General features: G+C 67.0%; 22 protein-coding genes. 13 read left to right on the top strand and 9 right to left on the bottom strand.

Annotated features, from left to right (window positions below):
• Positions 1-30: 30 nt before the first annotated feature.
• The 3 genes from J2852_RS12550 to J2852_RS12560 all read right to left on the bottom strand — a co-directional run bounded on the left by J2852_RS12550 (position 31) and on the right by J2852_RS12560 (position 6,543).
• Entirely contained in the window at positions 31-1,176 is a 1,146-nt protein-coding gene (locus tag J2852_RS12550) for an alginate O-acetyltransferase AlgX-related protein (RefSeq protein WP_209875833.1), read from the bottom strand.
• A 2-nt stretch (positions 1,177-1,178) separates the two neighbouring features.
• On the bottom strand, positions 1,179-2,615 hold the full coding sequence (locus J2852_RS12555; protein ID WP_209875908.1) for an MBOAT family O-acyltransferase: 1,437 nt from the start codon (positions 2,613-2,615) through the stop codon (positions 1,179-1,181).
• Positions 2,616-2,826: 211 nt separating this feature from the next.
• Positions 2,827-6,543 (bottom strand): vitamin B12-dependent ribonucleotide reductase, encoded by a 3,717-nt coding sequence (locus J2852_RS12560; RefSeq protein ID WP_209875836.1) that lies wholly within the window; start codon positions 6,541-6,543, stop codon positions 2,827-2,829.
• 500 nt (positions 6,544-7,043) lie between these two features.
• Between J2852_RS12560 and J2852_RS12565 the strand changes: the two genes are divergently transcribed.
• A complete protein-coding gene (locus J2852_RS12565; protein ID WP_246499537.1) occupies positions 7,044-7,541 on the top strand; it encodes a PRC-barrel domain-containing protein in 498 nt (165 codons plus the stop codon).
• Positions 7,542-7,715: 174 nt separating this feature from the next.
• Here J2852_RS12565 and J2852_RS12570 read toward each other — a convergent pair whose 3' ends face one another.
• The 3 genes from J2852_RS12570 to J2852_RS12580 form a co-directional block, all read right to left on the bottom strand.
• Positions 7,716-8,507: a DUF2927 domain-containing protein gene (locus tag J2852_RS12570; RefSeq protein WP_209875838.1), complete on the bottom strand. Its 792-nt coding sequence runs from the start codon at positions 8,505-8,507 to the stop codon at positions 7,716-7,718.
• Between the two features lie 144 nt (positions 8,508-8,651).
• Positions 8,652-9,665, bottom strand: coding sequence for a DUF6352 family protein (locus J2852_RS12575; RefSeq protein WP_209875840.1), 1,014 nt, complete (start codon positions 9,663-9,665; stop codon positions 8,652-8,654).
• 134 nt (positions 9,666-9,799) lie between these two features.
• Positions 9,800-10,750 (bottom strand): alpha/beta fold hydrolase, encoded by a 951-nt coding sequence (locus J2852_RS12580; RefSeq protein WP_209875841.1) that lies wholly within the window; start codon positions 10,748-10,750, stop codon positions 9,800-9,802.
• 152 nt (positions 10,751-10,902) lie between these two features.
• Here J2852_RS12580 and J2852_RS12585 point away from each other — a divergent pair, with 152 nt between their 5' ends.
• A complete protein-coding gene (locus J2852_RS12585) occupies positions 10,903-11,523 on the top strand; it encodes a septal ring lytic transglycosylase RlpA family protein (protein ID WP_209875843.1) in 621 nt (206 codons plus the stop codon).
• 3 nt (positions 11,524-11,526) lie between these two features.
• Here the strand turns inward: J2852_RS12585 and J2852_RS12590 are convergent, their stop codons facing one another.
• The gene (locus J2852_RS12590) at positions 11,527-12,345 is read right to left on the bottom strand and encodes an SDR family NAD(P)-dependent oxidoreductase (RefSeq protein ID WP_209875845.1); all 819 of its coding nucleotides are present in this window, start codon (positions 12,343-12,345) and stop codon (positions 11,527-11,529) included.
• A gap of 587 nt (positions 12,346-12,932) precedes the next feature.
• On the opposite strand from J2852_RS12590, the gene J2852_RS12595 reads away from it, so the two are divergent.
• The 10 genes from J2852_RS12595 to J2852_RS12640 all read left to right on the top strand — a co-directional run bounded on the left by J2852_RS12595 (position 12,933) and on the right by J2852_RS12640 (position 24,192).
• Positions 12,933-13,385, top strand: a complete 453-nt coding sequence (locus J2852_RS12595; protein WP_209875847.1) for a MaoC family dehydratase — start codon at positions 12,933-12,935, stop codon at positions 13,383-13,385.
• Positions 13,386-13,573: 188 nt separating this feature from the next.
• Complete coding sequence (locus J2852_RS12600; RefSeq protein ID WP_209875849.1) at positions 13,574-14,524, top strand: bifunctional riboflavin kinase/FAD synthetase; 951 nt, start codon at positions 13,574-13,576, stop codon at positions 14,522-14,524.
• 4 nt (positions 14,525-14,528) lie between these two features.
• On the top strand, positions 14,529-14,705 hold the full coding sequence (locus J2852_RS12605; protein WP_209875851.1) for a hypothetical protein: 177 nt from the start codon (positions 14,529-14,531) through the stop codon (positions 14,703-14,705).
• A gap of 98 nt (positions 14,706-14,803) precedes the next feature.
• Complete coding sequence (locus J2852_RS12610) at positions 14,804-15,499, top strand: orotate phosphoribosyltransferase (protein WP_209875853.1); 696 nt, start codon at positions 14,804-14,806, stop codon at positions 15,497-15,499.
• A gap of 215 nt (positions 15,500-15,714) precedes the next feature.
• On the top strand, positions 15,715-17,010 hold the full coding sequence (locus tag J2852_RS12615; RefSeq protein WP_209875855.1) for a PI-PLC domain-containing protein: 1,296 nt from the start codon (positions 15,715-15,717) through the stop codon (positions 17,008-17,010).
• Between the two features lie 231 nt (positions 17,011-17,241).
• Positions 17,242-20,097, top strand: coding sequence for an isoleucine--tRNA ligase (ileS, locus tag J2852_RS12620; protein WP_209875863.1), 2,856 nt, complete (start codon positions 17,242-17,244; stop codon positions 20,095-20,097).
• 148 nt (positions 20,098-20,245) lie between these two features.
• Positions 20,246-20,749, top strand: a complete 504-nt coding sequence (lspA, locus tag J2852_RS12625) for a signal peptidase II (protein ID WP_209875865.1) — start codon at positions 20,246-20,248, stop codon at positions 20,747-20,749.
• Positions 20,750-20,814: 65 nt separating this feature from the next.
• Positions 20,815-21,399: a DUF3035 domain-containing protein gene (locus J2852_RS12630; protein ID WP_211112207.1), complete on the top strand. Its 585-nt coding sequence runs from the start codon at positions 20,815-20,817 to the stop codon at positions 21,397-21,399.
• 86 nt (positions 21,400-21,485) lie between these two features.
• On the top strand, positions 21,486-22,850 hold the full coding sequence (locus J2852_RS12635) for a M16 family metallopeptidase (RefSeq protein ID WP_209875869.1): 1,365 nt from the start codon (positions 21,486-21,488) through the stop codon (positions 22,848-22,850).
• 1 nt (position 22,851) lies between these two features.
• The gene (locus J2852_RS12640; RefSeq protein WP_209875871.1) at positions 22,852-24,192 is read left to right on the top strand and encodes a M16 family metallopeptidase; all 1,341 of its coding nucleotides are present in this window, start codon (positions 22,852-22,854) and stop codon (positions 24,190-24,192) included.
• A gap of 158 nt (positions 24,193-24,350) precedes the next feature.
• On the opposite strand, the gene J2852_RS12645 is transcribed toward J2852_RS12640, so the two are convergent.
• Positions 24,351-24,518: a hypothetical protein gene (locus J2852_RS12645; protein WP_209875873.1), complete on the bottom strand. Its 168-nt coding sequence runs from the start codon at positions 24,516-24,518 to the stop codon at positions 24,351-24,353.
• Between the two features lie 154 nt (positions 24,519-24,672).
• Here J2852_RS12645 and pgi point away from each other — a divergent pair, with 154 nt between their 5' ends.
• Complete coding sequence (pgi, locus tag J2852_RS12650; RefSeq protein WP_209875874.1) at positions 24,673-26,316, top strand: glucose-6-phosphate isomerase; 1,644 nt, start codon at positions 24,673-24,675, stop codon at positions 26,314-26,316.
• A gap of 34 nt (positions 26,317-26,350) precedes the next feature.
• Here pgi and J2852_RS12655 read toward each other — a convergent pair.
• On the bottom strand, positions 26,351-26,821 hold a 471-nt coding region (locus J2852_RS12655), incomplete at its 5' end, for a hypothetical protein (protein ID WP_209875876.1).

Raw genomic sequence — 26,821 nt, forward strand, 5'->3', positions numbered from 1 at the left:
GCGCCCCCGGCTCAGGGGGCTCACGCCTCGTCATTCAGCCGGGATGGGCACGTTCAGGAAACGCTCGACGAATTGATAGACGACCACGTCGGGCTTGTGCTGCTCGATCAGCGCCTTGTCGAACCGCATCCCCGCGTGTTCGGTGACCACCGCCTTGCGGAAGCTGTCGGCGATGTAGGGGAACAGCGAGATCGAGAAGGAGTCGCGGAACCACACCACCGTCGGCGCCGTCGGCCGCTTTGCCTTCAGGATGTTCAGCGCGATGCCGCCCGGCGTCGAGGCGTCGTTGGTGCGGAACAGGGTCGGCTTCCGCAACTTGAACCGGATTTCGTCCTCCTCCGACACGGCGGCGAGGCCCAGCATGCGGGCAAGGTCCAGGTCGTTGCCGGGGCGCTTGCGGAGAACCCGCTCGACGTCACCGGCGGTCAACGGCTCCAGATTGGGCTTCTCCGCCTTGATCCAGTCCATGATCCGCGTATAGGCGACGGTGAAGGCCGCCTCGACCGTCCAGTGGGTGTCGGCCTTCAGATAGACCTTCATGTCCTTCTTGGCGGCCACGAGATCCGGCGTCAGGTCCATGAAGGCCAGGGGCGAGCCCCGTTCCACCAGACGGCGCCGGATCTGGTCGAGCTGGCTTTCCGGATTGACCTGGGCGACCCAGCCCGGCAGTTCCTCGCGGTAGACCCGCTCCTTGTTGGGGATGGCGACCATCAGCATCGGGATGCCGCGCTCGGCCAGCCACGCCTGACGCCGCTCCATGACGTCGATCCAGCGGTCCAGCTCCTCGGGCGTGAAGCGCGCGATGCCGCGCGCCTGATCCATGGAGCGCTCGCCGCTGTAGAACAGCCAATCGTTCTTGCCGAGCACCACCACCGGCGAGGTGCTCTGGCCCAGCAGCTTGACGCGGATCAGGTTGTAGGCCAGCACCAAATGGTTGCGGAACCCGAAATGATCCTTCAGCCACGCCTCGAACCGGTGCGGCAGGGTCGCCAGTTCCTCGGCGTTGGCCGGCATGGCAGGCAGGGCCGCGGGCGTGCGCATTTCCACCGCCCGCACGTCGGTGCCCACCGACATCGTCTGCCCGATCATCGGCAGGACCAGCAGGGCAAGGAAGACGCCGATGCACATCTTCTGCACCAACGTGTTTCGGACGATCCCGAGATTCATCGCCTGCATGGTCAGAACCGGAAGTAGATGAAGGGGTTGTAGGTGCCGGCCGCCAGGCTCATGACGGCCAGCGCGAACATGGACAGTAGCCCGGCGAGGTACAGCGCCTGGACCGACCCAGCCAGCAGCCGCCCGCCGCCACCCGCCTCGGGGACGACCGCGCCGACGGCGGCGCGCACCAGCCGGCCGAGGACCGGGGTGGAGGCGATCACGCCGATGACCAGGGCCGCCACCGTTTCCGGCGTCAGGAACTGCATCACCGACGGCGCCAGTTCACCCGCCCGGCCGGCGCCGGCCATCGCCTTCAGGAAGTCGATGGCGTGATCCAGCGTGTCGGCCCGGAAGAAGACCCAGCCGATCATCACCACCAGCATCACATAGGCGTGGCGAACCGCCGGCACCGAGCGGTCGAGCAGGCGCGCGATCCCCGCCCGCTCGAACACCAGGAAGGCGCCGTGCCACAGGCCCCAGACCACGAAGGTCCAGTTGGCGCCGTGCCACAGCCCGCACAGGAAGAAGACGATCAGCAGGTTGCGGTAGGTGGCCAGCGCCCCTGCCCGGTTGCCGCCCAGCGGGATGTAGAGATAGTCGCGGAACCACATGGACAGCGAGATGTGCCAGCGCCGCCAGAACTCGGTGATCGAGCGCGCGATGTACGGGTAGTCGAAGTTCAGCGGGAAGTGAAAGCCGATCATCAGCCCCAGCCCGATGGCCATCGTCGAATAGCCGCAGAAATCGAAGAAGATCTGCAGCGTGTAGCAGACGATGCCCAGCCAGGCGACCGGCAGGCTCAGCCCGGACGGGTCCAGCGCAAAGATCTGGTCCGCCGCCAAGGCCACCGAATTGGCGATCAGCACCTTCTGTGCCAGCCCCAGGACGAAGATCTGAATGCCCTCGGCGAACAGGCTCGTGCTGACCCGCCGGTTGTGGATCTCGTCGCGGATGTCGTGGAAGCGGATGATCGGGCCGGCCACCAGCTGCGGGAACATGGTGATGTAGACGGCGACGTAGATCAGGCTGCGCTCCACCGGCACCTGACGGCGGTAGACGTCGATCAGGTAGGACAGCGCGTGGAAGGTGAAGAACGAGATGCCCAGCGGCAGATGCACCTGCGGCGCCGGTTCCGTCAGCAGGTTCGGCGCCAGCGACGCGGCGATGCCGTACAGGAAGCCCAGATACTTGAAATAGGCCAGGAGGCCCAGGTTGACGGCGACGCCGGTGCCGATGGCGACCTTGCGCGCCCGCCCTTCCCGTCCGTCGATCCACAACCCGAAGAAGTAATTGATGATGATCGACAGCACCATGACGTAGGTGTAGATCACCTCGCCATAGGCGTAGAAAAACAAGCTGAACAGAAGAAGCGTCGCATGCTTCAACGGCAGCGCGTAATAGCAAAACAGAAACAGCGGCAGAAAATAGAAGAGGAAGATAATCGAACTAAAAACCATCACTCAGCCCTTCCACCGGATGACGGCACGGACGTGATCCCGAGGCCGCCAATGGGGATGCAGGCCTTGCCGATGCTGCCCCATCAACCGGGAAGCTTTACCCCGAAGGCGGGCTAAGATGCCAGATTCAATTTCCGAAGGATCAAAAGGCAAAGGGGGGCTTGCGCCCCCCTTTCCCGCTCTGCCATGCCGGGGATGGAACCGGCTGGCCTCAGCTGCAGCCCGTCGTCGAGCCGCAGGTGTCGCACTTCAGGCAGGTGCCGTTGCGGACGAGCGTCATGTTCCCGCACTCGCCGCACTGGTCGCCCTCATAACCGCGGGCGCGGGCTTCGCGGATGCGGTCGTAGCGGTTGTCGCTGAACCCGCCGCCGTAGGCCGTGCTGGTCGTGGCGTGGGCCGAGGCGTGTCCTCCGGCGTGCGCCGTGGCCGAGGCCACCGCCGTGCTGGAGGCCACCGCCGTGTGAGCCGCCGCCGCCGTGGCCTGGGCCGCATCGGTGCCGGTCGCGGCAAGCGCCATCGCCGCCGCCCGCTGCGACTGCCCGCCGTTCAGGACGCGCAGGTTGCTGCGGACGTAACCGGTCGAGGCCACCTTGCGGACGATGTCCGACGGCTGGACCGTGGCGTCCGGCAGATCGGCTTGGGCATCGCCAGTGCCGACCGTGAAGGGCAGCAGGTCTTCCGGCGTCGCGTGGGCCAGATCGGTGCGGCTCAGGTACGAGATTGCGATCTCGCGGAACACGTAGTCGATGACCGACGTCGCCATCTTGATGGTGTCGTTGCCGGTCACCATGCCCGACGGCTCGAAGCGCGTGAAGGTGAAGGCCTCCACGAACTCCTCCAGCGGCACGCCGTACTGGAGGCCGATGGACACGGCGATGGCGAAGTTGTTCATCAACGACCGGAAGGCGGCGCCCTCCTTGTGCATGTCGATGAAGATCTCGCCCAGGCGGCCGTCCTCATACTCGCCGGTGCGCAGGTAGATCTTGTGGCCGCCGACCGTGGCCTTCTGCGTGTAGCCCTTGCGGCGGTGCGGCAGGCGCTCGCGCTCGGCCGACTTCCGCTCGATGATCTTCTCGATCACCTTCTCGACGATGCGCTCGGAGACGATCTGCGTGCGGGCGGCGTTCGGGGCCTCGACAATCTCGTCGACGGCGTCGTCCTCGTCCTCCAGCAGCGCGGCCGACAGCGGCTGGCTCAGCTTGGAGCCGTCGCGGTACAGCGCGTTCGCCTTCAGGCCCAGGCGCCAGGACATCAGGTAGGCGTCCTTGCACTCTTCAACCGTTGCCGCGTTCGGCATGTTGATGGTCTTGGAGATCGCGCCGGAGATGAAGGGCTGGGCGGCGGCCATCATGGTGATGTGGCTGGCCCAGGACAGGAAGCGCTTGCCGATGCGGCCGCAGGGGTTGGCGCAATCGAACACCGGCAGGTGCTCTTCCCGGAGGAAGGGCGCGCCCTCCAGCGTCATGGCGCCGCAGCAGAAGGTGTTCGCCGCCTCAAGTTCGGCCTTGCTGAAGCCGATGGCCGTCAGCAGGTCGAAGCCCGGCGCGTCCAACTGCTCGGCCGGAACGCGGAGGTTGTTGACGATGAACTCCGCGCCGACCGTCCACTTGTTGAAGGCGAACTTGATATCGAAGGCGGTGGCAAGGTTGCCCTCCAGCTTCTCCAGCACCTCGTCGGTGAAGCCCTTGGCCTTCAGCGATTCGTGGTTCACGCCCGGCGCGCCCTTCAGCGTGCCGTGACCGACCGCGTAGCGCTCGATGGCCTCGATCTGGTCGGCGGTGTAGCCCAGCGTGCGCAGGGCCTCCGGCACCAGACGGTTCACGATCTTGAAGTAGCCGCCGCCGGCCAGCTTCTTGAACTTCACCAGCGCGAAGTCCGGCTCGATGCCCGTGGTGTCGCAGTCCATGACCAGACCAATGGTGCCGGTCGGGGCGACCACGGTGGCCTGGGCGTTGCGGAAGCCGTGCTGCTCGCCCAGCTCCAGCGCCTGGTCCCAGGCACGGACGGCGGCCATCGCCAGCTCGGGCTCCGGGCACTCGTCGGCGACGAAGGGCACCGGGTTGACCGACAGGCCCTCGTACCCGTTCATCTCGCCGTAGGCGGCGCGGCGGTGGTTGCGGATGACCCGCAGCATGTGGTCGCGGTTCTGCTCATAGGCCGGGAAGGCGCCCAGCTCCTGCGCCATCTCGGCGGAGGTGGCGTAGGCGACGCCAGTCATCACGGCGGAGATGGCGGCGCAGTAGGCGCGGCCCTCGGCCGAGTCGTAGGGCAGGCCCGAGGCCATCAGCAGGCCGCCGAGGTTGGCGAAGCCCAGGCCCAGCGTGCGGAACTCGTAGGAGAGCTGGGCGATTTCCTTCGACGGGAACTGCGCCATCAGCACGGAGATTTCCAGCACGATGGTCCACAGGCGGCAGGCGTGCTCGAACGCCTCGACGTCGAAGGAGCCGTCCTTCAGACGGAAGGTCATCAGGTTCAGCGACGCCAGATTGCAGGCCGTGTCGTCGAGGAACATGTACTCCGAGCACGGGTTCGAGGCGTTGATGCGCCCCGAGGCCGGGCAGGTGTGCCAGTCGTTGATGGTCGTGTCGAACTGCACGCCCGGATCGGCGCAGGCCCAGGCGGCGTAGCCGACCTTGTCCCACAGGTCGCGGGCGCGCAGCGTCCGGTGGACGGTGCCGTCGGTGCGGCGGATCAGCTTCCACTCGTCGTCGTTCAGGACGGCCTGGACGAACTCGTCGGAAATACGGACCGAGTTGTTGGAGTTCTGGCCGGCCACCGTCAGGTAGGCGTCCGAGTCCCAATCGGTGTTGTAGGTCTTGAACTCGATGGAGGTGAAGCCCTGCGCGGCGAACTGGATCACGCGCTGGACGTAGTTCTCCGGCACCTGCGCCTTGCGGGCGGCGACGATGGCCTTCTTGAGTTCCTTGTTTTCCTTCGGATCCTGGCCGGCCTGCGCCGCCGCCATGACGGCGGTCAGGTGCTCCCGGCAGATCTTGGAGCCGGTGACGAGAGCGGCGACCTTCTGCTCCTCGGTCACCTTCCAATCGATGTAGGCCTCGATGTCCGGGTGGTCCATGTCCACCGTGACCATCTTGGCCGCACGGCGGGTGGTGCCGCCCGACTTGATGGCGCCGGCCGCGCGGTCACCGATCTTCAGGAAGCTCATCAGGCCCGACGACTTGCCGCCGCCGGCCAGCTTCTCACCCTCGCCGCGCAGGCGGGAGAAGTTGGAGCCGGTGCCCGAGCCGTACTTGAACAGGCGCGCCTCGCGGACCCACAGGTCCATGATGCCGCCCTCGTTCACCAGATCGTCGGCGACGGACTGGATGAAGCAGGCGTGCGGCTGCGGGTGCTCGTAGGCCGAGGCCGAGGAGGTCAGCAGGCCGGTCTTGAAATCGACGTAGTAGTGGCCCTGGCTCGGGCCGTCGATGCCGTAGGCCCAGTGCAGGCCGGTGTTGAACCACTGCGGGCTGTTCGGGGCCGCCATCTGGGCGGCCAGCATGAAGCGCATCTCGTCGAAGAAGGCGCGGGCGTCCGACTCGGTGTCGAAATAGCCGCCCTTCCAGCCCCAATAGGTCCAGGTACCGGCCAGACGGTCGAACACCTGACGGGCGGACTTCTCACCGGTGAAGCGCTTCTCCTTCGGCAGGGCGGCCAGGGCCTGCTCGTCGGCGGTCTTGCGCCACAGCCAGGACGGGACGGTGTTCTCCTCGACCGCCTTCAGGGCGACCGGAACGCCGGCCTTGCGGAAATACTTCTGGGCCAGGATGTCGCTGGCGACCTGGCTGAATCCCTCGGGAACCTCGATGTCCGTCTGCTGGAAGACCACAGAGCCGTCGGGGTTGCGGATCTCGCTGGTGGTTCGGCGGAAGCCGAGACCGGCGTAGGCATCCTGACCCTCGTGAGTGAAACGACGCTGGATCCGCATGGTGACTCGTGCCCCCTTTGTCTGGCTGCTAACGCCGATCCGCATCCTCCGCTCAGCTTGCGCTGGCCGGTGAACGCTAGACCCTGTATCTTGGTGCGCATCCTAGCCCCATCATTTGGGGTAGGCAATCCCCCTCACAACATATTGTATGCTTGACGGCGACCGCCTCGCTAGATATGGCGCGACCACAGCAACGCCGCAGCCCCGCCTTCTGTTCCCGCGCTCCGTTCAGGCTGATTTCGAAAAGCCCAATTTAAACGGGTCGAGGGGCGGTTTGCCCTCCGGCCCTTGTTGGGAATCGGCCGTTTTTGCGGAGTAGCCGGAGCGCCGCGGCCGCTGAGTCCTCCGGGGCAAATTCGCCGTTCGTGACCGCCCCCGAGTCGTCACCTCCGCTTCCGGATCACCCCGCCGGATCGCTTCGATTGTCACAGGGAGCAACCGCGACCTTTTTGTCTCCGTCCGGTTGTCGGGGGTGGTTCGGCCGAGAGAGGAGACCATTCATGCACAAGATGTTGATCACCAGCCTGTCCGCCCTGGCCCTGATGACCGGCGCGGCCGTCGCGCAGACCGGCGGCACCGCCACCCAGGCTCCCGCGTCGCAGAGCCAGATGCACAACCAGAGCAGCGGCAGCAGCGCCACCGCGCGCCCCACGAATCTGCCGGGGAACGCCAGCGTCGATCAGCTGATGGACCGCACGGTCGTCGGTGCCGACGGCGAGAAGATCGGCAAGGTGACGGACGTGATTCTCGGCCCCAATGGCGAGGCCCAGCTGCTCGTCGTGCAGAGCGGCGGCTTCCTTGGCATCGGCGGCAAGGACATCGCCGTGGACATCGCGCTGGCGCAGTTCCAGGCGGGCGAGGACACCGTCAAGGTTCAGGACATCACGCAGGCCTCGGTCCGCGACATGCCCGAATTCCAGTATGACGACAGCATGACCTCGCTGAACCGCGGCCCGCGCGGCAGCCAGACCCAGCCGCAGACTCAGCAAAAGCAGTAAGCCATCGCCGCGCGCCCATCCCCACTTGGCGGCGGGGGCGGAAATTCAAACCCCTTCCCCCGCCGTCAGGTGGGGGAAGGCCTGGATGGGGGCCCGTCGCGACGGCTCCCCCACCCCGCAGTCGCGCAATGGGGAGCCGCCGGGGCGGCCTGACATCCGACGAAAATGCGCTGATCAGTAGGGGTGACCGGCCCGGATATCCGTCCCCTGCCCGTCGATCCGCTCCGCCAGAATGCGCCGCGCCACGGCGCCGGCCTCCGGCGCTCCCATGTTCGGGGCGAGTCGCTGGTCGTAGAGCACCGACAGCAGCAGCCGGTCGACCGGCCCGATGCGACGGTAGCCGACGTCGTCGCTCAGCAGCGTGCCGGGGTTGCCGTCCACCTCGCCAAACATCCCCATGGACTGGAACAGCTCTTCCGCCAAGCAGGCTTCGGCGTTGTCGGGGCCGACCACGGCGGCGTTGATGTAGATGCGCGCCGCCCGCATTTCGCCGTTCAGCACCATCGGCAGGGCGATGCAGGTGAAGGGCTCGTTGCGCCGCCCGTTGGCGAGCGACACCATCGGCGGCCAATAGCCGCGCACGTTCGTCACCACCACGTCGATGTCGCCGGCCCAGAAGGGCTGCTCGTGCACGGTGATCGACAGCCCCGTGGCGTCCGCCAGATCGGCGGCGATGGCTTGCGCCGCCGGGAACCAGCGCTCCGCCGCGTCGCCGCGCAGCGTGACGTTCACCCCGTGGGTCCAGCGGGTGAGCGGCCGCGCCCGCTTCTGTTCGTCGTGAAGGGCGCCTTCCTCGAACAGGGCCGCCATGTCCTCCACCCCCACGGCGGACGGCTGCTCCGCCGGCGTGTCCAGCACGACGCCGGGCATGCCGTCCACGACGGGGCGCTGGGCCGCCGCTGGCAAGGAGCATAAGACGGCCAGAACGGGAAGAAGCGAGAGGAAGGGACGGCGGGCGCAGGCCATGGTCGGGCTCTCCATCTCCGTGGACGGATGGCGCTCCCCACCTGACGGCCGGGCGGTGCATGGCCGCGCGGTCCCTTACCGGACATAGGGGCCGCCGCCGCCCCGGCAAGCCCCCTACCCCTCGCACCCTTTAGATCTTGCCCTTCATACCTTGGCGGCCAGCGGCAGGTTCACCAGCAGGTTCTGCGGCTTCAGGCGCAGCTTGCGGTCGGCTCCCATCGCCATGCCCAGATAGACCGGCCGCCCGGCGATGTCGGCGCGCATGGCGGCGGGATCGGCGAATTCCAGCCGGAACAGGGCCAGGATGCGGGCCAGCCGCTCCTCCCCCACCTCCACGCCATTGTAGAGGTCGTTCATGATGGCCGTCGCCTCGCTGTCCAGCCCGACGTGCCAGACCCACCGCTCGTCCCGGATCTGCTGCACCGGCTGGATGTTGACCGTCACGCCGAGGAAATGCGCCACCCACGCCTCCAGCACCCGGCACAGCGCGTCCAGCCCGGCGGCGGCGAAGGTCACGTCCAGCACCGTGTCGTGCTTGGAATCGCGGCTCCAGTAGTTGGGATGGTTGTTCTCGTCGAGGATGTCCATCTCGACCGAGCGCGGTGCCGTCCCCGCCTCCACCACCAGCCGGCCGAGGCTGCCGAAGCCACCGGTCGAGGCCAGCATCTCCACCGTCTCGGAATCGGCGACGCGGACGCGCCCCTCCTCGATGGACACGGTCTGCGCCCGGAACAGCAGCTCCGCCGCCCGCGCGCGCAGGCCGGACGGCGTCTCGTCCAGGATGTTGCGCAGGATGACATGCGCCAGCTGGTCGATGAACAGCGACGGCACGCCCCGCGCGCCCTCCTGGAACAGGCGCAGGTAGCAGCCCTCCAGCGTGCCGGCGGCAAGCAGCCGGTCGCGGAAGCCCAGCCAGATCGCCCAGTTCTCCCGCGCGTCCTCGTCGGCCAGCGCCTCCACCATGCCCTCGGGCACCGGGCGCGTGGGGTCGTCCAGCAGGCCGGCGAACAGGGTGTGTTCGGTGTCGCAGGCGTCCTCGGGCGGGCGCATCTCCGGCCGCATCAGGTAAGCGCGCAGGAAGTCCGGCGTGACCGCCAGCCGCCCATCGGCGTCGCGCGTCAGCAGATGGAAACCGGACTCTCTCCAGAAATCGGGCATCGGGGGACCTTGGCAGGCTGAGAACGATAGGGCGCTATTTTTAAACACGAAGATCAAAAGATCAGAAGATCAAAAGGGTGAATTTTCTTCTGATCTTTTGATCGTCTGATCTTCGTGTTTCCGATCGATCACCCTCACACCAACACCCGGTCCAGGAACGCGTCGATGTCCGCCCACACACGGTCGCGGATGTCGTCGCGCTCCATCAGGAGCTCATGTTTGGCGTCCAGATACTCTTTCAGCACCGCGTTGGGGAGCCGCGCCGCCACCGCCCGGTGAGCCTCCGCCCGCACCACGGCGTCCCTCGGCGCGCTCAGCAGCAGCACCGGCGCCGTCACCCGCTCCAGCGGAGCCTCGCGCAGCCGACCGGCGGCCCGCAGCGCCGCCCGCACCCAGCCGAAGCTGACCCCGCCCAGCCGCAGTTCCGGCCGCTCGCGGAAGGCGTCGTGATAGACGGCGTAGCGGCGGGGGTCGGAGGTGATCGCGTTGGCCGGCGTGAAGAGGCCCTCCACCGGATCGTAGTCGCGCTGCCCGAAGGCGTAGGCTTCCGCCCGTCCCCAACCGCAGAACCGCTCCGCCAGCCACACCGCCGCCGAACGGGGCACCGGCCCGGTGAAGATGTCGTACATCGGCGCCGACAGCACCGCCGCCCGATACCGCTCCGGATGTCGCGCGAGGTTCAGCGTCGCGACCAGCCCGCCCATGGAATGGCCCATCAGGACCACAGGCCCCACCGCCACCGGCCGCACCACCCGCTCGAACACCGCGTCCAGGTCATCGACCAGCGTGTCGAAGCTGTCCAGATGATGGATCTGCCGGTTCGCCAGGGGCCGGTCAGACAGGCCCTGGTTGCGCCAGTCGAAGCTGACCACCTGAAAGCCCCGCGTTTGCAGTTCCCCTGCCGTCTCGGCGTATTTCTCCACGAATTCCGACCGGCCGTTCAGCAGCAGCACGGTGCCGCGCGGCGTGCCGTCCGCCGTCTGCCGTCCAGCTTGCCAGCGCGCGGTGCGCAGCCGCGTTCCGTCGTCGAGGGTCAGCCAGTCGAACAGCGGTTCCGAACGCAGTTCCGCCACCGTCTCGGCCATGCTTTCCCCCGTCCTTGTTCGACGTCGCGATTGAACCATTCCCGGCCGGACACGTCCATCCCGGCCGGCGCCCCACCCGAACTGACCATCCCGGCCGGCGGAACCCCCTCCCCCCTCCGGCGTTTCTATGGGCCGTTGGGAGGTATCCGAGAATGCATTTTACACATACCCAGTGCGTAACTCTGTTCGCGGCGCTCTGCGCCCTGACCATTGCCCATCCGACTCATGCCAGCGGCAACGGGAAATCCAGCGCGAGCAAGGCCACGGTGCCACCCGTCGCCGTCGAACGCACCGAAACCGGCGAGCCCGTCATTGTTCACGAGGGCGAAGCGTCCTTCTACGGCGGCGATTTCCACGGCAAGAAGACGGCCAGCGGCGTGCCCTTCGACCAGAACAAGCCGACCGCCGCCTCGCGCGAACTGCCGCTCGGCACCAAGGCCACGGTGACCAACCAGGAGAATGGCAAGAGCGTCGAGGTCATCGTCAACGACCGTGGCCCCTATGTGGACGGCCGGGTCATCGACCTGTCCAAGAAGGCGGCCAAGGATTTGGGCATGATCGACGACGGCGTCGCCCCGGTCCGGGTCGAGGCCAAGCCCTCCGACCAGCCGAACGACAAGGCCAAGGAGAAGGTCGAGGAAAAGGCCGAAAAGGCGGACAAGACCCAGACCGCCGAAAAGCCGTCCGACACGAAGTCAGGCGACACGAAGTCAGGCGACACCCAGGCCGGCGGCACCGCCTCCGACGCCATGCTGTCCGGTTCCGGCAAATAAGACCTACATGCGCGGGTTCCGCCCGAACCTCGGCCCCCGTTCGAACACCGACAGAAGCGCGCCGATCCCGTCCGACGCCGCGTGCCGCGACCACAGGAAGGGGCGCAGCATGTTGCGCGTGCCGAAGCCATGCACGTGCACCGTGCGGCGCCCCAGCGCCTGCAAGCCCTCGCGCGCCACGTCCATGGGGTCGGCCGCTCCGGGCAGGGAGTTCAGGGCGAAGCCCGCCCGCTTGCCGAAATTGCTGCGCGTAGCACCGGGGCACAGCACCAGCACGTCCACCGGCCGCCGCCGCAGTTCGGTCGCCAGCGCCTCGCCATAGGCCAGGATGAAGCTCTTGCTGGCGCTGTAGGTCGCCAGGAACGGCACCGGCTGGAAGGCCGTGGTGCTGGACAGCAGCAGCAGCCCGGCGCGCCGCCCGTCCCTGGCCGCCCGCTCGATCATGCCGGGCAGCAGCGCACGGGTCAGCACTGTGGTCGCCACCACGTTCAGCTCCACGGTGGAACGTTCGAATTCCGGTGTGTTCTCGATCACAGCGCCGAAGGGACCGACCCCGGCATTGTTAATCAGCAGGTCGATCTCCAGCGTCTCGGCCTTGTGGATCAGGGCGGTGCGCCCCTCGTCGGTGGTCAGGTCGGCGGCCAGCACCTCCACCCGGCGGTTGGCGGTCTCCAGTTCCGTTTTCATCGCGGTCAGCGCCTCGGCGTTGCGCGCGGTCAGCAGGAGGTTGGTGTCGGCCGGCAGGGCCCGCGCGAAGCACGCGCCGATTCCGGAGGAGGCGCCGGTGACCAGCGCGAAACGATGGGGCGTGAGGGGGGGCATGAGGGTCGGCTCCCGACGAAGGATCACACCCCTGTGACGGTCGGTCGCGCCGGAATGAAGTCAACTCCGACCATCGGCATCCTCCGAGTCGCCGGGGCCGAGTCGCCGGGGCCCGAGTCGCCAAGTTTTCCGCGCCGCAACGACGGATGGGAGGAAGAAATTGTGCGTACGCGAAGGAACCCGTCACCGACTTGACCAATTATTGCCACAGAACCGCAACAGACGGAACGACGTTGCCGAAACCCCACGTCTGCCGCCCCCGGTGCAACGGCTGCCCGGAACTGGTCCGACCAATTTTCCGCTAAGCGGAGGCTAAGTGCTTGGGACATATGGCTTAACAGCAGAGACTCTGCATTTCGAAATAGCGCGCCGGGAGGGGCTACCCTCACCTTCGCCGCAGCGACTACTGCCCAAGACTCACGCAAGTCGAGGGGTCGGCCCGTCTCTTTCGAAGGAACCTTAGAGATATTTTCATTTTTTCGGGCGAGTCGTGTTGCCATGATGTGGTTGCAGTGCATATATCGCGCCGCACCATACTTGTTGTCGCGCCGCAAGACCGGCGCCGGAAGACGAGAAGGAACCGCGTAATGGACGATGTTCGCCAGATCCTGAAGGACAACGAGGGCCACTGCATCGAGGACCTCGCCGTCGGCATGACCGCGTCGTTCGCGAAGACCGTTACGGAAGCGGACATCGTGCTGTTTGCCGGCATTTCCGGCGACACCAACCCGGTTCACCTGAACCAGGAATACGCCAGCGGTACCATGTTCCAGGGCCGCATCGCCCACGGCATGCTCAGCGCCGGCTTCATCTCCGCCGTCCTGGGCACCAAGCTGCCGGGTCCGGGCTGCATCTACATGAGCCAGAACCTGAAGTTCAAGGCGCCGGTCCGCGCCGGCGACACGGTGACCGCCCGCGCCACCGTGACCGAGCTGATCCCCGAAAAGCGCCGCGTCGTCGTCCGCACCGTCTGCACGGTCGGCGAGACCGTGGTGATCGAGGGCGAGGCGCTGCTGATGGTGCCGTCTCGCGGTCAGTAAGCTCTCGTTTCGAATGCATCCGACGCGGTGCCACCGACATGGCGCCAACTGACGCGGTGATTGCGCCGGCGCGTAGACCACGCGTCGGCGCCGTTCTATATAGACGCCCGAGGCATGGCCCGCCCACCGGCGGGCCGCCGTCGTTTACGGGGCCGGAGACGGCCCGCTGACCATCAGGGCGTGCACGCATGCGATTGTTCCGACACACCGCCGATCTGCCGGCCGACGCGCGCGGCGCCGTCGTGGCGCTCGGCAACTTCGACGGGGTTCACCGCGGTCATCAGGCGGTGATCGGCATGGCACAGCGCATCGCCCGCGACCTGAACGCCCCCTCCGCCGTCATGACGTTCGAGCCGCACCCGCGCTCCGTCTTCCGGCAGGGCGAGCCGCCCTTCCGCCTCTCCCCCTTCCGCGTCAAGGCCCGCCACATCGAGGCGCTGGGCGTCGATCTGCTGTTCGTCTGCCATTTCGACGACGGCTTCCTGCACCAGACCGCCGACGCCTTCATCGAAGAGGTTCTGGTGAAGGGCCTGGGCGTGCGGCAGGTGGTGTGCGGTTACGATTTCCTGTTCGGCCACATGCGGGCCGGCGACCCGGCCCTGCTGAAGCGCGCGGGCGCGGTCCACGGCTTCGGCGTGACCGAGGTTGGGCCGGTGGCCGACGACCGGGGCGGTGTCTACTCCTCCACCCGCGTGCGCGACGCGCTGGTTGCCGGCCAGCCGCGCGAGGCCGCCCGACTGCTGGGCTCCCCCTGGGAGGTCGAAGGCCGTGTCGAGCAGGGCGACCAGCGCGGCCGCACCATAGGCTTCCCCACCGCCAACGTGGAGCTGGGCGAGTATCTGCGCCCGGCCTTCGGCGTCTATGCCGTGCGCGCCGGGGTGGACCACGGCCCGGCGACGGTCTGGCACGACGGCGTCGCCAACCTTGGCCGCCGCCCGACCGTCGGCGGCACGGTGGAACGGCTGGAGACGCACCTGTTCGACTTCTCGGGTGACCTCTACGGCCAGCACCTGCGCGTGCAGCTGATCGACTTCATCCGCCCGGAACGCAAGTTCGCCAGCTTCGACGAGCTGAAGGACCAGATCGTCCGCGACGCCGAGGCGGCCCGCAGCATCCTCGCCAGTCCGGCGGAGGGTTGAGCCGGTGGAGCGCGTGATTCTTCTGCTGTTCATCCTGAACCAGGGAGGCCCCACCACGGTGGACTTCCAATCCCTGGAACAGTGCCGCGCGGCGGAACCGACCATCGCCCAGGTCTACCGCGAGATGACCGGCAACCCCGTCCTGTCCCGCTGCATCCGCCTGAACCTTCCGGCAAAGTGAGGGGCCGCCCCATTGCGATTCCCACGCCGGGGGGCTACACAACGCCCAATCCGCTGTTTTCGACCCGCCTTTTCGACCGCCGTGGGAGCCGTCCGTCCATGACCACCTTCGCCGCCCTGCCAGACCGCGCCACCATCGCCGCCACCGCGGCGAAGACCCTGCTGGAAATCAAGGCGCTGCACTTCAACGCCGACCAGCCCTTCATCTTCACCTCGGGCTGGGCGAGCCCGGTCTACACCGACTGCCGCCGCATCGTGTCCTTCCCGCGCGCCCGCAAGGCGCTGATGGACCTTTCCGTGGCGACCATCCTGCGCGAGATCGGTTACGAGAGCATCGACGCGGTGGCCGGCGGCGAGACGGCGGGCATCCCCTTCGCGGCCTGGATCGCCGAGCGGCTGGAACTGCCCATGCAGTATGTCCGCAAGAAGCCCAAGGGCTTCGGCCGCAACGCCCAGATCGAGGGCGTGCTGACCGAGGGGCAGCGGGTCATCCTGGTCGAAGACCTCGCCACCGACGGCAAGAGCAAGGAGAACTTCGTCACGGCGCTCCGCAACGGCGGCGCCGTGGTGACCGACAGCTTCGTGATCTTCCACTACGGCATCTTCCCGCAGTCGAAGACCAACATGGAGAAGATCGGCGTCCGCCTGCACGAGCTGTGCACCTGGTGGGACGTGCTGAAGGTCGCTCGCGACAACCAGTATTTCGACACCAACACCTTGGCCGAGGTGGAGAAGTTCCTGAACGACCCGGTCGGCTGGTCGGCCGCCCACGGCGGCAAGGACAGCATGAGCTGAACAGGCTGGGGGCGCCCGGTCCTGGCCGAGCGCCCCTCCCACGGCCAGTCAGCATCCTAAAGCTGTCCCGTTTTCACCTGAGATTGCGCTTGGTGGAAAAACCATCAAGCAAGCCCCCGACTGGTTGTTTACGCCCTCTCCATCCTGTGGATTAGTACGTGCGCTGCTGAGTTCCGCAGCTCAGCAGCCATATCCACAGGGGAGGGGACGCGAACATGGCCAGTCAGGGAACGACGCTCTGCGTGGTGAACACCAGCGGGTTGGACATCACCGACATCAAGGTGTCCAACATAGACAACTACGACTGGGGCGACGACACCAACCGCCCGGATCACAACTTCCAGGGCGCCGCGATCCCGCGCAACGACTCCCGTTGCGAGCACGAGGAGTTGAACCGGAACGCCAACGGGGTTTCCTTCGGGATGACCCTGAGCTTCAGCAACAACACCAGTTTGTTCTTCGCCGGCAACCAGCAGGACGCCTTCGACAAGCAGGACCGCCTGTACCCGGCGACCGGCTCGGCGACGCCGTTTCTTCAGGTCTATCAGACTTCCGGCGGCGGCTCGAACGCCATGAACATCCAGACCATCCAGGCTCCGGACAACAGCGGCTGGATGGGCGAACTGCTGGAGCGCAACCCCAACGTCACGGTCAACCAGATCACCATGCCCGGCAGCCACGACGCCGGCATGTACACGATCAGCCGCACCACTGTGGGAAGCCAGCCGGAATGGGCGCAGACGCAAAGCCTCGACATCGCGGGGCAGCTCCGCGCCGGTTCGCGCTACTTCGACCTGCGGCTCTATTATGACGGGCAGCAGCTCACGACCGGCCATTTCAGCGCCGATATGGGCTCTTTCGGCCCGCCGCTGACCGAGGTGCTGATGCAGGTCAGGTCTTTCATCGACAGCCCGGCCGCCGCGAAGGAAGCGGTCTTCCTGAAGTTCTCCCACACCTCCAGCGGCTTGGCCTGCATGGAGAAAAACTCGGACATGACCACGAACGCGGTCGCGGAGATCAAGAGCATCCTGGGCGACGTGCTCTACACGACGCCGGACGCCAGCACCAACCTCGCTTCGCTGCCGCTGAGCACCCTGGCCGGCAAGGTCTGCGTGGTCGTGGATTACGAGTACGGCCCCCTGGTCGACCCCGCCGAGGGCATCTTCCGCTACACCGACATCACGCCCGACAACCTGACGGGGACGATCCCCGGCCTGGACGTGTTCGACCAGTATTCGGACACGGACTCGCTCGACGACATGCGCGCCGACCAGCAGAAAAAACTCCAGGAGTACGGCGGCTATGGAAAGCCATACCTGTTCCTGATGTCCTGGACGCTGACCGGGAAGTTCGGAAAGATCCTCGACGTCCAGGTGCTGGCTGGGATGGCCAACCCCTGGCTGCCGATGTTCACGACGAATGCCCGGTCCGGCGCGATCAAGCCGAACATCATCTATTACGACTACGTCAACCCTTACCTCTGCCGCTGCATCATCGAAACGAACGCCTGAGCGGGCATCGGGCAGCAGGATTGGGAACGGGGCTCGACCGCGTCCCGTCCTTGACCACGGCATCATGGTGGCTAATATCCGCCACCATGATGCACCCATGGCGAATCCCGGCGCGTTCCGCGCGAATTACCGGCCCGGCTCTTTAAGGAGGGCCGGGACCCGACATCGCATGATCACTTGCGGGCGAGCTTTCCGTCTTCGCCCGACCGGGACGCTTTCCAGGAATCCGACATGACCCGCGACTACAAGTCCACCGTCTTTCTCCCGCGCACCGATTTCCCCATGCGCGGCGGCCTGCCGACCAAGGAGCCCGAGCTGCTTCAGCGCTGGGCCGACATGAACCTGTTCCAGCGCCTGCGCGACACCGCGAAGGGCCGCGAGAAGTTCATCCTCCACGACGGCCCGCCCTACGCCAACGGCAACATCCACATCGGGCACGCGGTCAACAAGGTGCTGAAGGACGTGATCGTCCGCTCGCGCCAGATGCAGGGCTACGATTCCAACTACGTCCCCGGCTGGGACTGCCATGGCCTTCCCATCGAGTGGAAGATCGAGGAAAAGTACCGGGCCGAGGGCAAGGACAAGGATCAGGTCCCGCTCAACCAGTTCCGCGCGGAATGCCGCCAGTTCGCCCAGACGTGGGTGGACATCCAGGCCGGTGAGTTCCGCCGCCTGGGCGTGGAGGGCAACTGGGCCAACCCCTATCTCACCATGACCCTGCCCGCCGAGGCGCAGATCGTCCGCGAGATCCACAAGTTCGCGGCGAACGGCGGCCTCTACAAGGGCTCCAAGCCGGTCATGTGGTCGGTGGTCGAGAAGACCGCGCTGGCCGAGGCCGAGATCGAGTACCACGACCACACCTCGACCACCGTCTTCGCGCGCTTCGCGGTGTGGGGTTCCTCCACGCCGGAAATCGACGACGCCAGCATCGTCATCTGGACGACCACGCCCTGGACCCTGCCGGGCAACCGCGCCATCGCCTACGGCGACGAGATCGAATACGCGGTCTACAAGGTGACCGCCGTCGAGGAAGGCAGCCTCGCCGAGGTCGGCGAGCGCCTCGTCGTCGCCACCGCGCTGGCCGAGAACGTCGCCAAGGAAGCCAAGATCGCAGAGTGGAAGCAGCTGCACCGCTTCCCCGGCTCGCGTCTGGCCGGTGGCTTCTGCCACCACCCGCTGACCCGCAGCGGCTACGACTTCAAGGTGCCGCTGCTGGCCGGTGACTTCGTCACCACCGACGCCGGCACCGGCTTCGTGCACATCGCGCCGGGCCACGGTGAGGACGACTTCCACCTGGGTCAGGCCAACGGCATCGAGGTGCCGCAGACCGTGGGCGAGGACGGCCGCTACTACGACCACGTGCCCCTGTTTGCCGGCCTGCGCGTCTACACCGCCGAGGGCAAGCCCGGCGAGGCCAACGGCGCCGTGCTGAAGGCGTTTGCGGAATGCGGCGCGCTGCTCGCCAAGGGCAAGATCAAGCACAGCTACCCGCATTCCTGGCGCTCCAAGGCGCCGCTGATCTTCCGCACCACCCCGCAGTGGTTCATCTCCATGGAGACGAACGATCTGCGCAAGGTCGCGCTGCAAGCCATCTCCGACACCAAGTGGTTCCCGGCCCAGGGCGAGAACCGCATCCGCTCGATGATCGAACAGCGCCCGGACTGGTGCATCAGCCGCCAGCGCGCCTGGGGCGTGCCCATCGCGCTGTTCGTCCGCAAGGAGACTGGCGAGATCCTGCGCGACCAGCAGGTCTTCGACCGCATCGCCGACATCTTCGAGAAGGAAGGCAGCGACGCGTGGTTCGCCCGCCCGGCGCAGGACTTCCTCGGCAACGCCTACCGCGCCGACGACTACGAGCAGGTCAAGGACATCGTGGACGTGTGGTTCGAGTCCGGCTCGACCCACGCCTTCGTTCTCGAACAGCGCCCGGAGCTGAAGTGGCCGGCCTCCCTCTATCTGGAAGGCTCCGACCAGCATCGCGGCTGGTTCCACTCCTCGCTTCTTGAGAGCTGCGGCACGCGCGGCCGGGCGCCGTACGACGCGGTGCTGACGCACGGCTTCACGCTCGACGAGCAGGGCCGCAAAATGTCCAAGTCGCTGGGCAACGTCGTCGCCCCGCAAGAGGTCTGCGACAAGTACGGCGCCGACATCCTGCGCCTCTGGGTGGTCAGCACCGACTACACCGAAGACCAGCGCATAGGCCCTGAGATCATCAAGTATCAGGCCGACCACTACCGCCGCCTGCGCAACACGCTGCGCTACATCCTCGGCGCGCTGGCCGATTACACCCCCGCCGAGCGTATCGCCGTCTCTGAGATGCCGGAGCTGGAACGCTGGGTCCTGCACCGCCTCGCCGAGCTGGACAAGACCGTCCGCGAGAAGATCGAGGTCTATGATTTCCACGACCTCTCGGTGGCGATCCACAACTTCTGCGCGGTGGAGCTGTCGGCCTTCTACTTCGACGTCCGCAAGGACAGCCTCTACTGCGACGCGGTGAATTCGGTCCGCCGCCGCTCGGTCCGCACGGTGATGGAGCATCTGCTCTCCACCCTGACCGCGTGGCTGGCCCCGATCCTCTGCTTCACGGCGGAAGAGGCGTGGCTCGCCCGTCCTGAAGGCCTGACCGGCATCGAGGGCTGGACCGAGGACAGCGTGCACCTGCGCGTCTTCCCGACCATCCCCGCCGACTGGCGCAACGACGACCTCGCCGCCAAGTGGGAGGCCATCCGCAACGTCCGCCGCGTCGTCACCGGCGCCCTGGAGCTTGAGCGCGCCAACAAGAAGATCGGCTCCTCCCTCCAGGCCGAGCCGACCGTCTATGTGGACGCCGCGACCAAGGCGCTGCTGGCCGACGTGGACTTCGCCGAGGTCTGCATCACCTCGCAGATCGCGGTGACGGAAGGCACGGCCCCGGACGGGTCCTTTACGCTCCCCGACGTGGCCGGCATCGCCGTCGTCCCCGGCCTCGCCGGCGGCGAGAAGTGCGAGCGCTGCTGGAAGATCCTGCCGGAGGTCGGCCAGTCGGCCGCTCACCCGACGTTGTGCCTCCGTTGCGCCGAAGCCGTGGACACCGAACCGGCGTTCTAACATCGCCCCCATCCCTCTTCCCTCTCCCCTCTGGGGAGAGGGTTAGGGTGAGGGGGGCTTGCAACTCGCGAACGTCCGGCCCACGTGCAACCCCCTCACCCCGACCCTCTCCCCAGAGGGGAGAGGGGGTTTTAAGAGAGAGCCCTGCATGACCCACCTGACCGCGTCCGACACCCGCAGCTACACGGCCTTCGGCCTGATCGTCGCGGCCGTCGTGATCCTGCTCGACCAGCTCACCAAGTGGTGGATCCTCGACGTGGTCATGCAGCCGATCCCCCACGTCGTCGAGGTCACGCCCTTCTTCAACCTCGTCATGGCCTGGAACACCGGGGTCAGCTTCGGCACCTTCGGCAGCTCCCACGCCCTGATGCCCTATGTGCTGAGCGCCGTGGCGCTGGCCATCGTGGTGGCGCTGGTGATGTGGCTGCGCCAGGCCGACCGGCGCTACGTCGCGCTGGCGCTGGGCATGGTCATCGGCGGGGCCATCGGCAACGTCATCGACCGCTTCCGCTTCGGGGCGGTGGCCGACTTCCTCGATTTCCACGTCGGGGGGTGGCATTTTTGGGCCTTCAACGTCGCCGACAGCGGAATCAGCGTCGGCGTTGCCCTTCTCGTGCTCGACGGGCTGTTCGCGGGCCGCGAAAAGTCGTAATAGTTCTCGCGACGGAGCCGCTATAAGGGACGCGGCCTGACACACGACGGGACTTGAACGTGACCATGCTTTCCTCCGCCTCCTCCACCCTGCGGCGTAACGTGAAGCCCTTGCTGGGCTTGGCGGTCGTCGCGCTGGCGCTGACCGGCTGCGGGGATGTCCGCAAGACCATCGGCCTGGACCGCCAGAGCCCGGACGAATTCACCGTCGTGTCCCGCGCGCCGCTGACCCTGCCGCCCAGCCTGTCCTCCCTGCCGCCGCCGCGCCCCGGCGCCGCCCGCCCGCAGGACGCCACCCCGACCGCCGTCGCGGCGGCCACCGTGTTCGGCGGTTCCTCGCGCGGTGTCGCGGCCGTCGGCAAGACCCAGGGCGAGTCGTCCCTGATCGCCCAGGCCTCCGCCAAAAGCGGCATCGAGCCGGACGTCCGCTCCAAGGTCGATCAGGAGACCACTCAGCTCGTCGTCGCCGACAAGCGCTGGATCGACACGCTGCTGTTCTGGCAGAAGCAGGAGCAGCCCTTCGAGGTCGTCGATCCGAAGAAGGAGGCCCAGCGCCTGCGCGAGGCCCAAGCCCAGGGCAAGGCGATCAACGACGGCACCGTCCCGACCATCGAGCGCAAGCGCAAGGCGCCGCTGGAAGGTCTGTTCTAAGCATTGTTCTGGGCCGACCTCGGCACCAGTATCTAGGGGCGCCCAATCGGGCGCCCTTTTTCGTTTCGGATGTGAGAAGGCCCCCAATGTCCCCCGCCATCCGTCTATTCCGCCGCCTCGTCGCGGCGGGCGCACTCACGCTCATGACGCTGTCCCCGGCCTTCGCGGTCGAAAAGGGCGTCTTCTTCCCGGAGACCTTCACGCTCCCCAACGGCATGCAGGTGGTGGTCGTCACCAACAAGCGCGTGCCGGTCGTCACCCACATGGTCTGGTACAAGGTGGGCTCCGCCGACGAGGCGCGCGGCGTGTCGGGCATCGCGCACTTCCTCGAACACCTGATGTTCAAGGGCACGGACGAGCTTCCCCCTGGCGCCTTCAGCCGCATCGTCGCCAAGAACGGCGGGCGCGACAACGCCTTCACCTCCTGGGACTACACGGCCTACTACCAGAACGTGGCGCGCGACCGGCTGGAGCTGGTCATGAAGATGGAGTCCGACCGCATGTCGGACCTGCGCCTGACCGACGAGGTCGTCTATCCCGAGCGCGACGTCATCATCGAGGAGCGCCGCCAGCGCATCGAGAACGAGCCCGCCGACCGCATCGGCGAGCAGATCAACGCCACGCTCTACGTCCACCATCCCTACGGCACCCCGATCATCGGCTGGCCGCAGGAGATGTCCACGCTGACCCGCGAGGAGGCGGAGCGCTTCTACAAGACGTGGTACGCGCCCAACAACGCGATCCTCGTCGTGTCCGGCGACATCACCGCCGAGGAACTGAAGCCGCTGGCCGAGAAATATTACGGCGCCATCCCCACCCGCCCGGTGCCCGAGCGCGCCCGCGTGCAGGAGCCGCCGATCAGCGCCGCCCGCCGCGTGATCCTGCGCGACGACGAGGTGCGCCAGCCCTCCATCCGCCGCAGCTGGCACGCCCCCTCCTACCGCGTCGACCCGAACGGCCACGCCTACCCGCTGCAAGTCCTGTCGGAGATCATGAGCGGCGGCCCGACCTCCCGCCTCTACCGCAGCCTCGTGGTGGACCAGCGCCTCGCCACCTCGGCGTGGCTGGGCTACAGCCCGACCTCCTACGACCTCGGCTCCATCGGCATGGGCGCCTCGCCGGCCGCCGGCGTCCCCATGGACAAGCTGGAAGCCGCCCTGGAGGCCGAACTCCAAAAGCTGCTCGACAAGGGCGTGACCGACGAGGAGGTCGCCACCGCCAAGAAGCGCATGCTGGCCGAGGCCGCCTACGCCCGCGACAGCCTGACCGGCCCGGCCCAGACGCTGGGCGCCGCGCTGGCCACCGGCCAGACCATCGACGACGTGGAGAACTGGCCCGTGCGCATCGACGCCGTGACCGCCGATCAGGTGAACGCCGCCGCCCGCGCCGTTCTGGGCAAGACCAACCACGTCACCGGCCTTCTGCTGCCGCTTCAGGACAAGGGAAGCTGAGATGAACGCCATCGCCGCGCGCGCCCTCGGCGCCTGCCTCCTCTTCCTCGCCTCCCTCCCCGCTCATGCCATCGAAATCAAGCGCGTGGTCAGCCCCGGCGGGATCGAGGCGTGGCTGGTGGAGGACCACAAGGTCCCGGTCATCGCCATCGAATGGGCCTTCGAAGGCGCCGGAGCCGCCGACCCCAAGGGCAAGGACGGCCTCGCCAACCTCGCCGCCCGCACGCTGGACGAGGGCGCCGGCCCCTACGACAGCCAGGCCTTCGCCGCGAAGCTTCAGGACAGCGCCATCGCGCTGGGCTTCGACGCCGGGCGAGATGCCTTCACCGGCAGCGTCCGCACCCTGAAGCAGAACCGCGACGAGGCCGTCGAGTTGACCCGCCTCGCCCTGACCGAACCCCGCTTCGACCCGGAAGCGGTGGAGCGCATGCGCGCCGCCGTGCTGTCCAGCCTGCGCCGGGATCAAGCCGACCCCAACTACGTTTCCCGCCGCCTGTTCTACTCCACGGCCTACCCCGGCCACCCCTACGGCGACGAGATTCGCGGCACGCTGGAAGCCCTCCCCACCATCACCCCCGACGACCTGCGCAGCTTCGTGAAGACGCAGTTCGGCCGCGACCGCCTGCTGGTCACCGCCAGCGGCGACATCACGCCGGAAGACCTCGGAAAGGCCCTCGACCGGATCTTCGGCGCCCTGCCCGCCAAGGCCGCCGTCCCCGCGATCCCAGACGCCAAGCCCCAGGGCCTCGGCGAAACCCTGGTCGCCACCCGCCCGACCGCGCAGACGGTCATGCTGATGGGCCAGCCGGGCATCCAACGGTCCGACCCCGACTGGTACGCGGCCACGGTGATGAACTACGTGCTGGGCGGCGGCGGCTTCGGCTCCCGCCTGATGGAGGAGGTGCGCGAGAAGCGCGGCCTGTCCTACGGCGTCTACAGCTACCTGATCTCGCTGGATCATTCAGCGCTGGTCATGGCCGGCGGCTCCACCGTGAACGCGAAGGCCGGCCAAGCCCTGGACATCATGCGCCAGGAATGGAAGCGCATGGCCGAACAAGGGGTCACGGACCAGGAGCTGGCCGACGCCAAGACCTATCTGACCGGCTCCTTCCCCCTGCAATTCAGCTCGACCCAGGCCATCGCCCGCATTCTGTTGCAGGTGCGCCGGGATCGCCTCGGCATCGACTATCTCGACAAGCGCGACGCCCTCATCAACGCGGTCACCCAGGCCGACGTGCAGCGCGTCGCGCAACGCCTGCTCGACCCCGCGAACCTCCTGACCGTCCTCGTCGGCAAGCCCGAAGGCGTCACCGCCACCCGCACGCTCGACGGCGGAAGCTGACGAAATGGGAAGGGTAGCGCAGTCTCTGCGGGAGCGCACACTTCTCCATCATCGTCATGACCGGGCTTGACCCGGTCATCCACGCCAATCCGACCGCGTTCAAACGCCGCCGTGGATGCCCGGCTCAAGGCCGGGCATAACGGCAAAGAGGAACGCGATTACGCCAAATCCGGCTGACTCCCCGGAAAGCGCGGATCGCCCGGCTCGACCGGGCGCCCCGGCACCTTCCCCGGAATGATCCCGATCTGATCGGAACGCCCGTCCTCCCGGCGTTCCTCCTCGGACGGCTCGGGCGGCGCCTTCAACGGATCCTTCGGCTCGGCCATGTCACCCTCTCCTTCTGTTCCAAAAAGAGAACACCGCTCGGCCTATGCCTGTTGCTTAAACCTTTGTGCACAGGCGAATGCGCGCTTTGGCGCGTACCCCGCCCCGTCGATTTGGTGTTAGGCTCCGCGCACGCGTTAAGGAGGCAAAAGCCCAATGTCCGCGCTCACCCGTTCGCCCGCCTGGGAATCCCTGATCCGTCACCGCGAGAACGTCGCCGACATCCGCATGCGCGACCTGTTCGCCGCCGACCCGGACCGCTTCAACCGCTTCTCGCTGGAAGCCTGCGGCCTGCTGTTCGATTATTCGAAGAATCGCATCACCGGGGAAACGGTCCCCCTCCTGCTCGACCTCGCCCGCCAGCAGCAGGTGGAGCAATGGCGCGACCGCATGTTCGCGGGCGAGCGGATCAACATCACCGAGGACCGCGCGGTCCTGCACACCGCACTCCGCAACCGATCCAACCGCCCGGTCGTCGTGGACGGCCAGGACGTGATGCCGGAGGTCAACGGCGTGCTCCGCCGCATGGAGCGCTTCGTCCGCCAAGTGCGCGACGGCGCCTGGACCGGCTACAGCGGCCAGCAGATCACCGACGTGGTGAACATCGGCATCGGCGGCTCCGACCTCGGCCCGGTGATGGTGACGGAGGCGCTGACCCCCTACCTGCACCCGCAGATCGGCATCCACTTCGTCTCCAACGTGGACGGCACCCACCTGACCGAGACACTGGAATGGCTGGACCCGGAGACGACCCTGTTCGTCATCGCGTCCAAGACCTTCACCACGCAGGAGACGCTGACCAACGCCCATTCCGCCCGCCGCTGGTTCCTGGAGACCGCGGGCGACGAGGCCCACATCGCCAAGCATTTCGTCGCCGTCTCCACCAACGAGGCGGAGGTGCGGAAGTTCGGCATCGACCCGGCGAACATGTTCGGCTTTTGGGACTGGGTCGGCGGTCGCTATTCCCTGTGGTCGGCCATCGGCCTGCCCATCGCGCTGGGCATCGGCATGGACCGCTTCACCGAGCTGCTGTCCGGCGCCCACGCCATGGACGAGCATTTCCGCACGGCCCCGCTCGACCGCAACATGCCGGTCCTCATGGCGATGCTGGGCGTCTGGTACGTGAATTTCTGGGACGCCAAGTCGCATGCGGTGCTGCCCTACGACCAGTACCTGCACCGCTTCCCCGCCTACCTCCAGCAGCTGGACATGGAGTCGAACGGCAAGTCGGTGGACCGCGAGGGCAACCGCGTCCATTACGCCACCGGCCCCGTGGTTTTCGGCGAGCCCGGCACCAATGGCCAGCACGCCTTCTACCAGCTGATCCACCAGGGCACGGAGCTGGTCCCCTGCGACTTCGTCGCGCCGGCGACCACCCACAACCCCATCGGCGACCACCACCGCATCCTGCTGTCGAACTTCTTCGCCCAGCCCGAGGCGCTGATGCGCGGCAAGACCGCCGACGAGGTCCGCGCCGAGATGACCAAGGCCGGCAAGCCCCCGGCCGAGATCGAGTCCCTGGTCCCCCACCGCGTGTTCGAGGGCAACAAGCCCTCCAACAGCATCCTGTTCAAAAAGCTCGACCCCGCGACGCTCGGCGCCCTGATCGCGCTGTACGAGCACAAGGTGTTCGTGCAGGGCATCGTGTGGAACATCAACAGCTTCGACCAATGGGGCGTGGAGCTCGGCAAGCAACTCGCCGGCAAGATCCTCCCCGAACTGCAGGACGGCCCCAACGCCGCCCTGACCCACGATAGCTCCACGAGCGGCCTGATCGGGTGGTACCGGAAGAATCGGTGAGGGGCTGGGACGGCGCGCAGGACTGGGTTGCGGATCAAACGTCGTCTTCGGTGAAGGAGGAGCGGCTGCGATCCAGATGCGCAAGCTCCTCGCGCATCAGATCGTCGGTAATCCGTTCGACCATCGCGATGGTTTGCCCCGTGGCGCTGGCGGCGATCCCGTCAGCCAGCGCCTTCCCGCGCTCCGCCCCGAGCTTGTGAAGTTCCGGCACTGCCGCGAGGGCGCCCAGCGACATGACGAGCCCGTTTAGCCCGTTTAGAAGTTCCTCGTTGATGCGCGTGGCCTTCTTCAGGGCCAAACGCGGCGGGATCAGGGCACGGATGTTGGTCTGCAGCATGGTGCGCTGCTCGCCGCCGGCGATAATGTCTGAGATCAGATCCGCAACAAGCATGGCGGCGGTGTTGCGACTAAGAGCGCCTAACGAAACCGGGATTTGGCTGTTGGGAGGGGCATGGCAGCTCCTCTCGTTTCCGACGCCCTGTGGGCACTGATTGAACCGTTGCTC

Source organism: Azospirillum soli, assembly GCF_017876165.1.
GTDB lineage: Bacteria > Pseudomonadota > Alphaproteobacteria > Azospirillales > Azospirillaceae > Azospirillum > Azospirillum soli.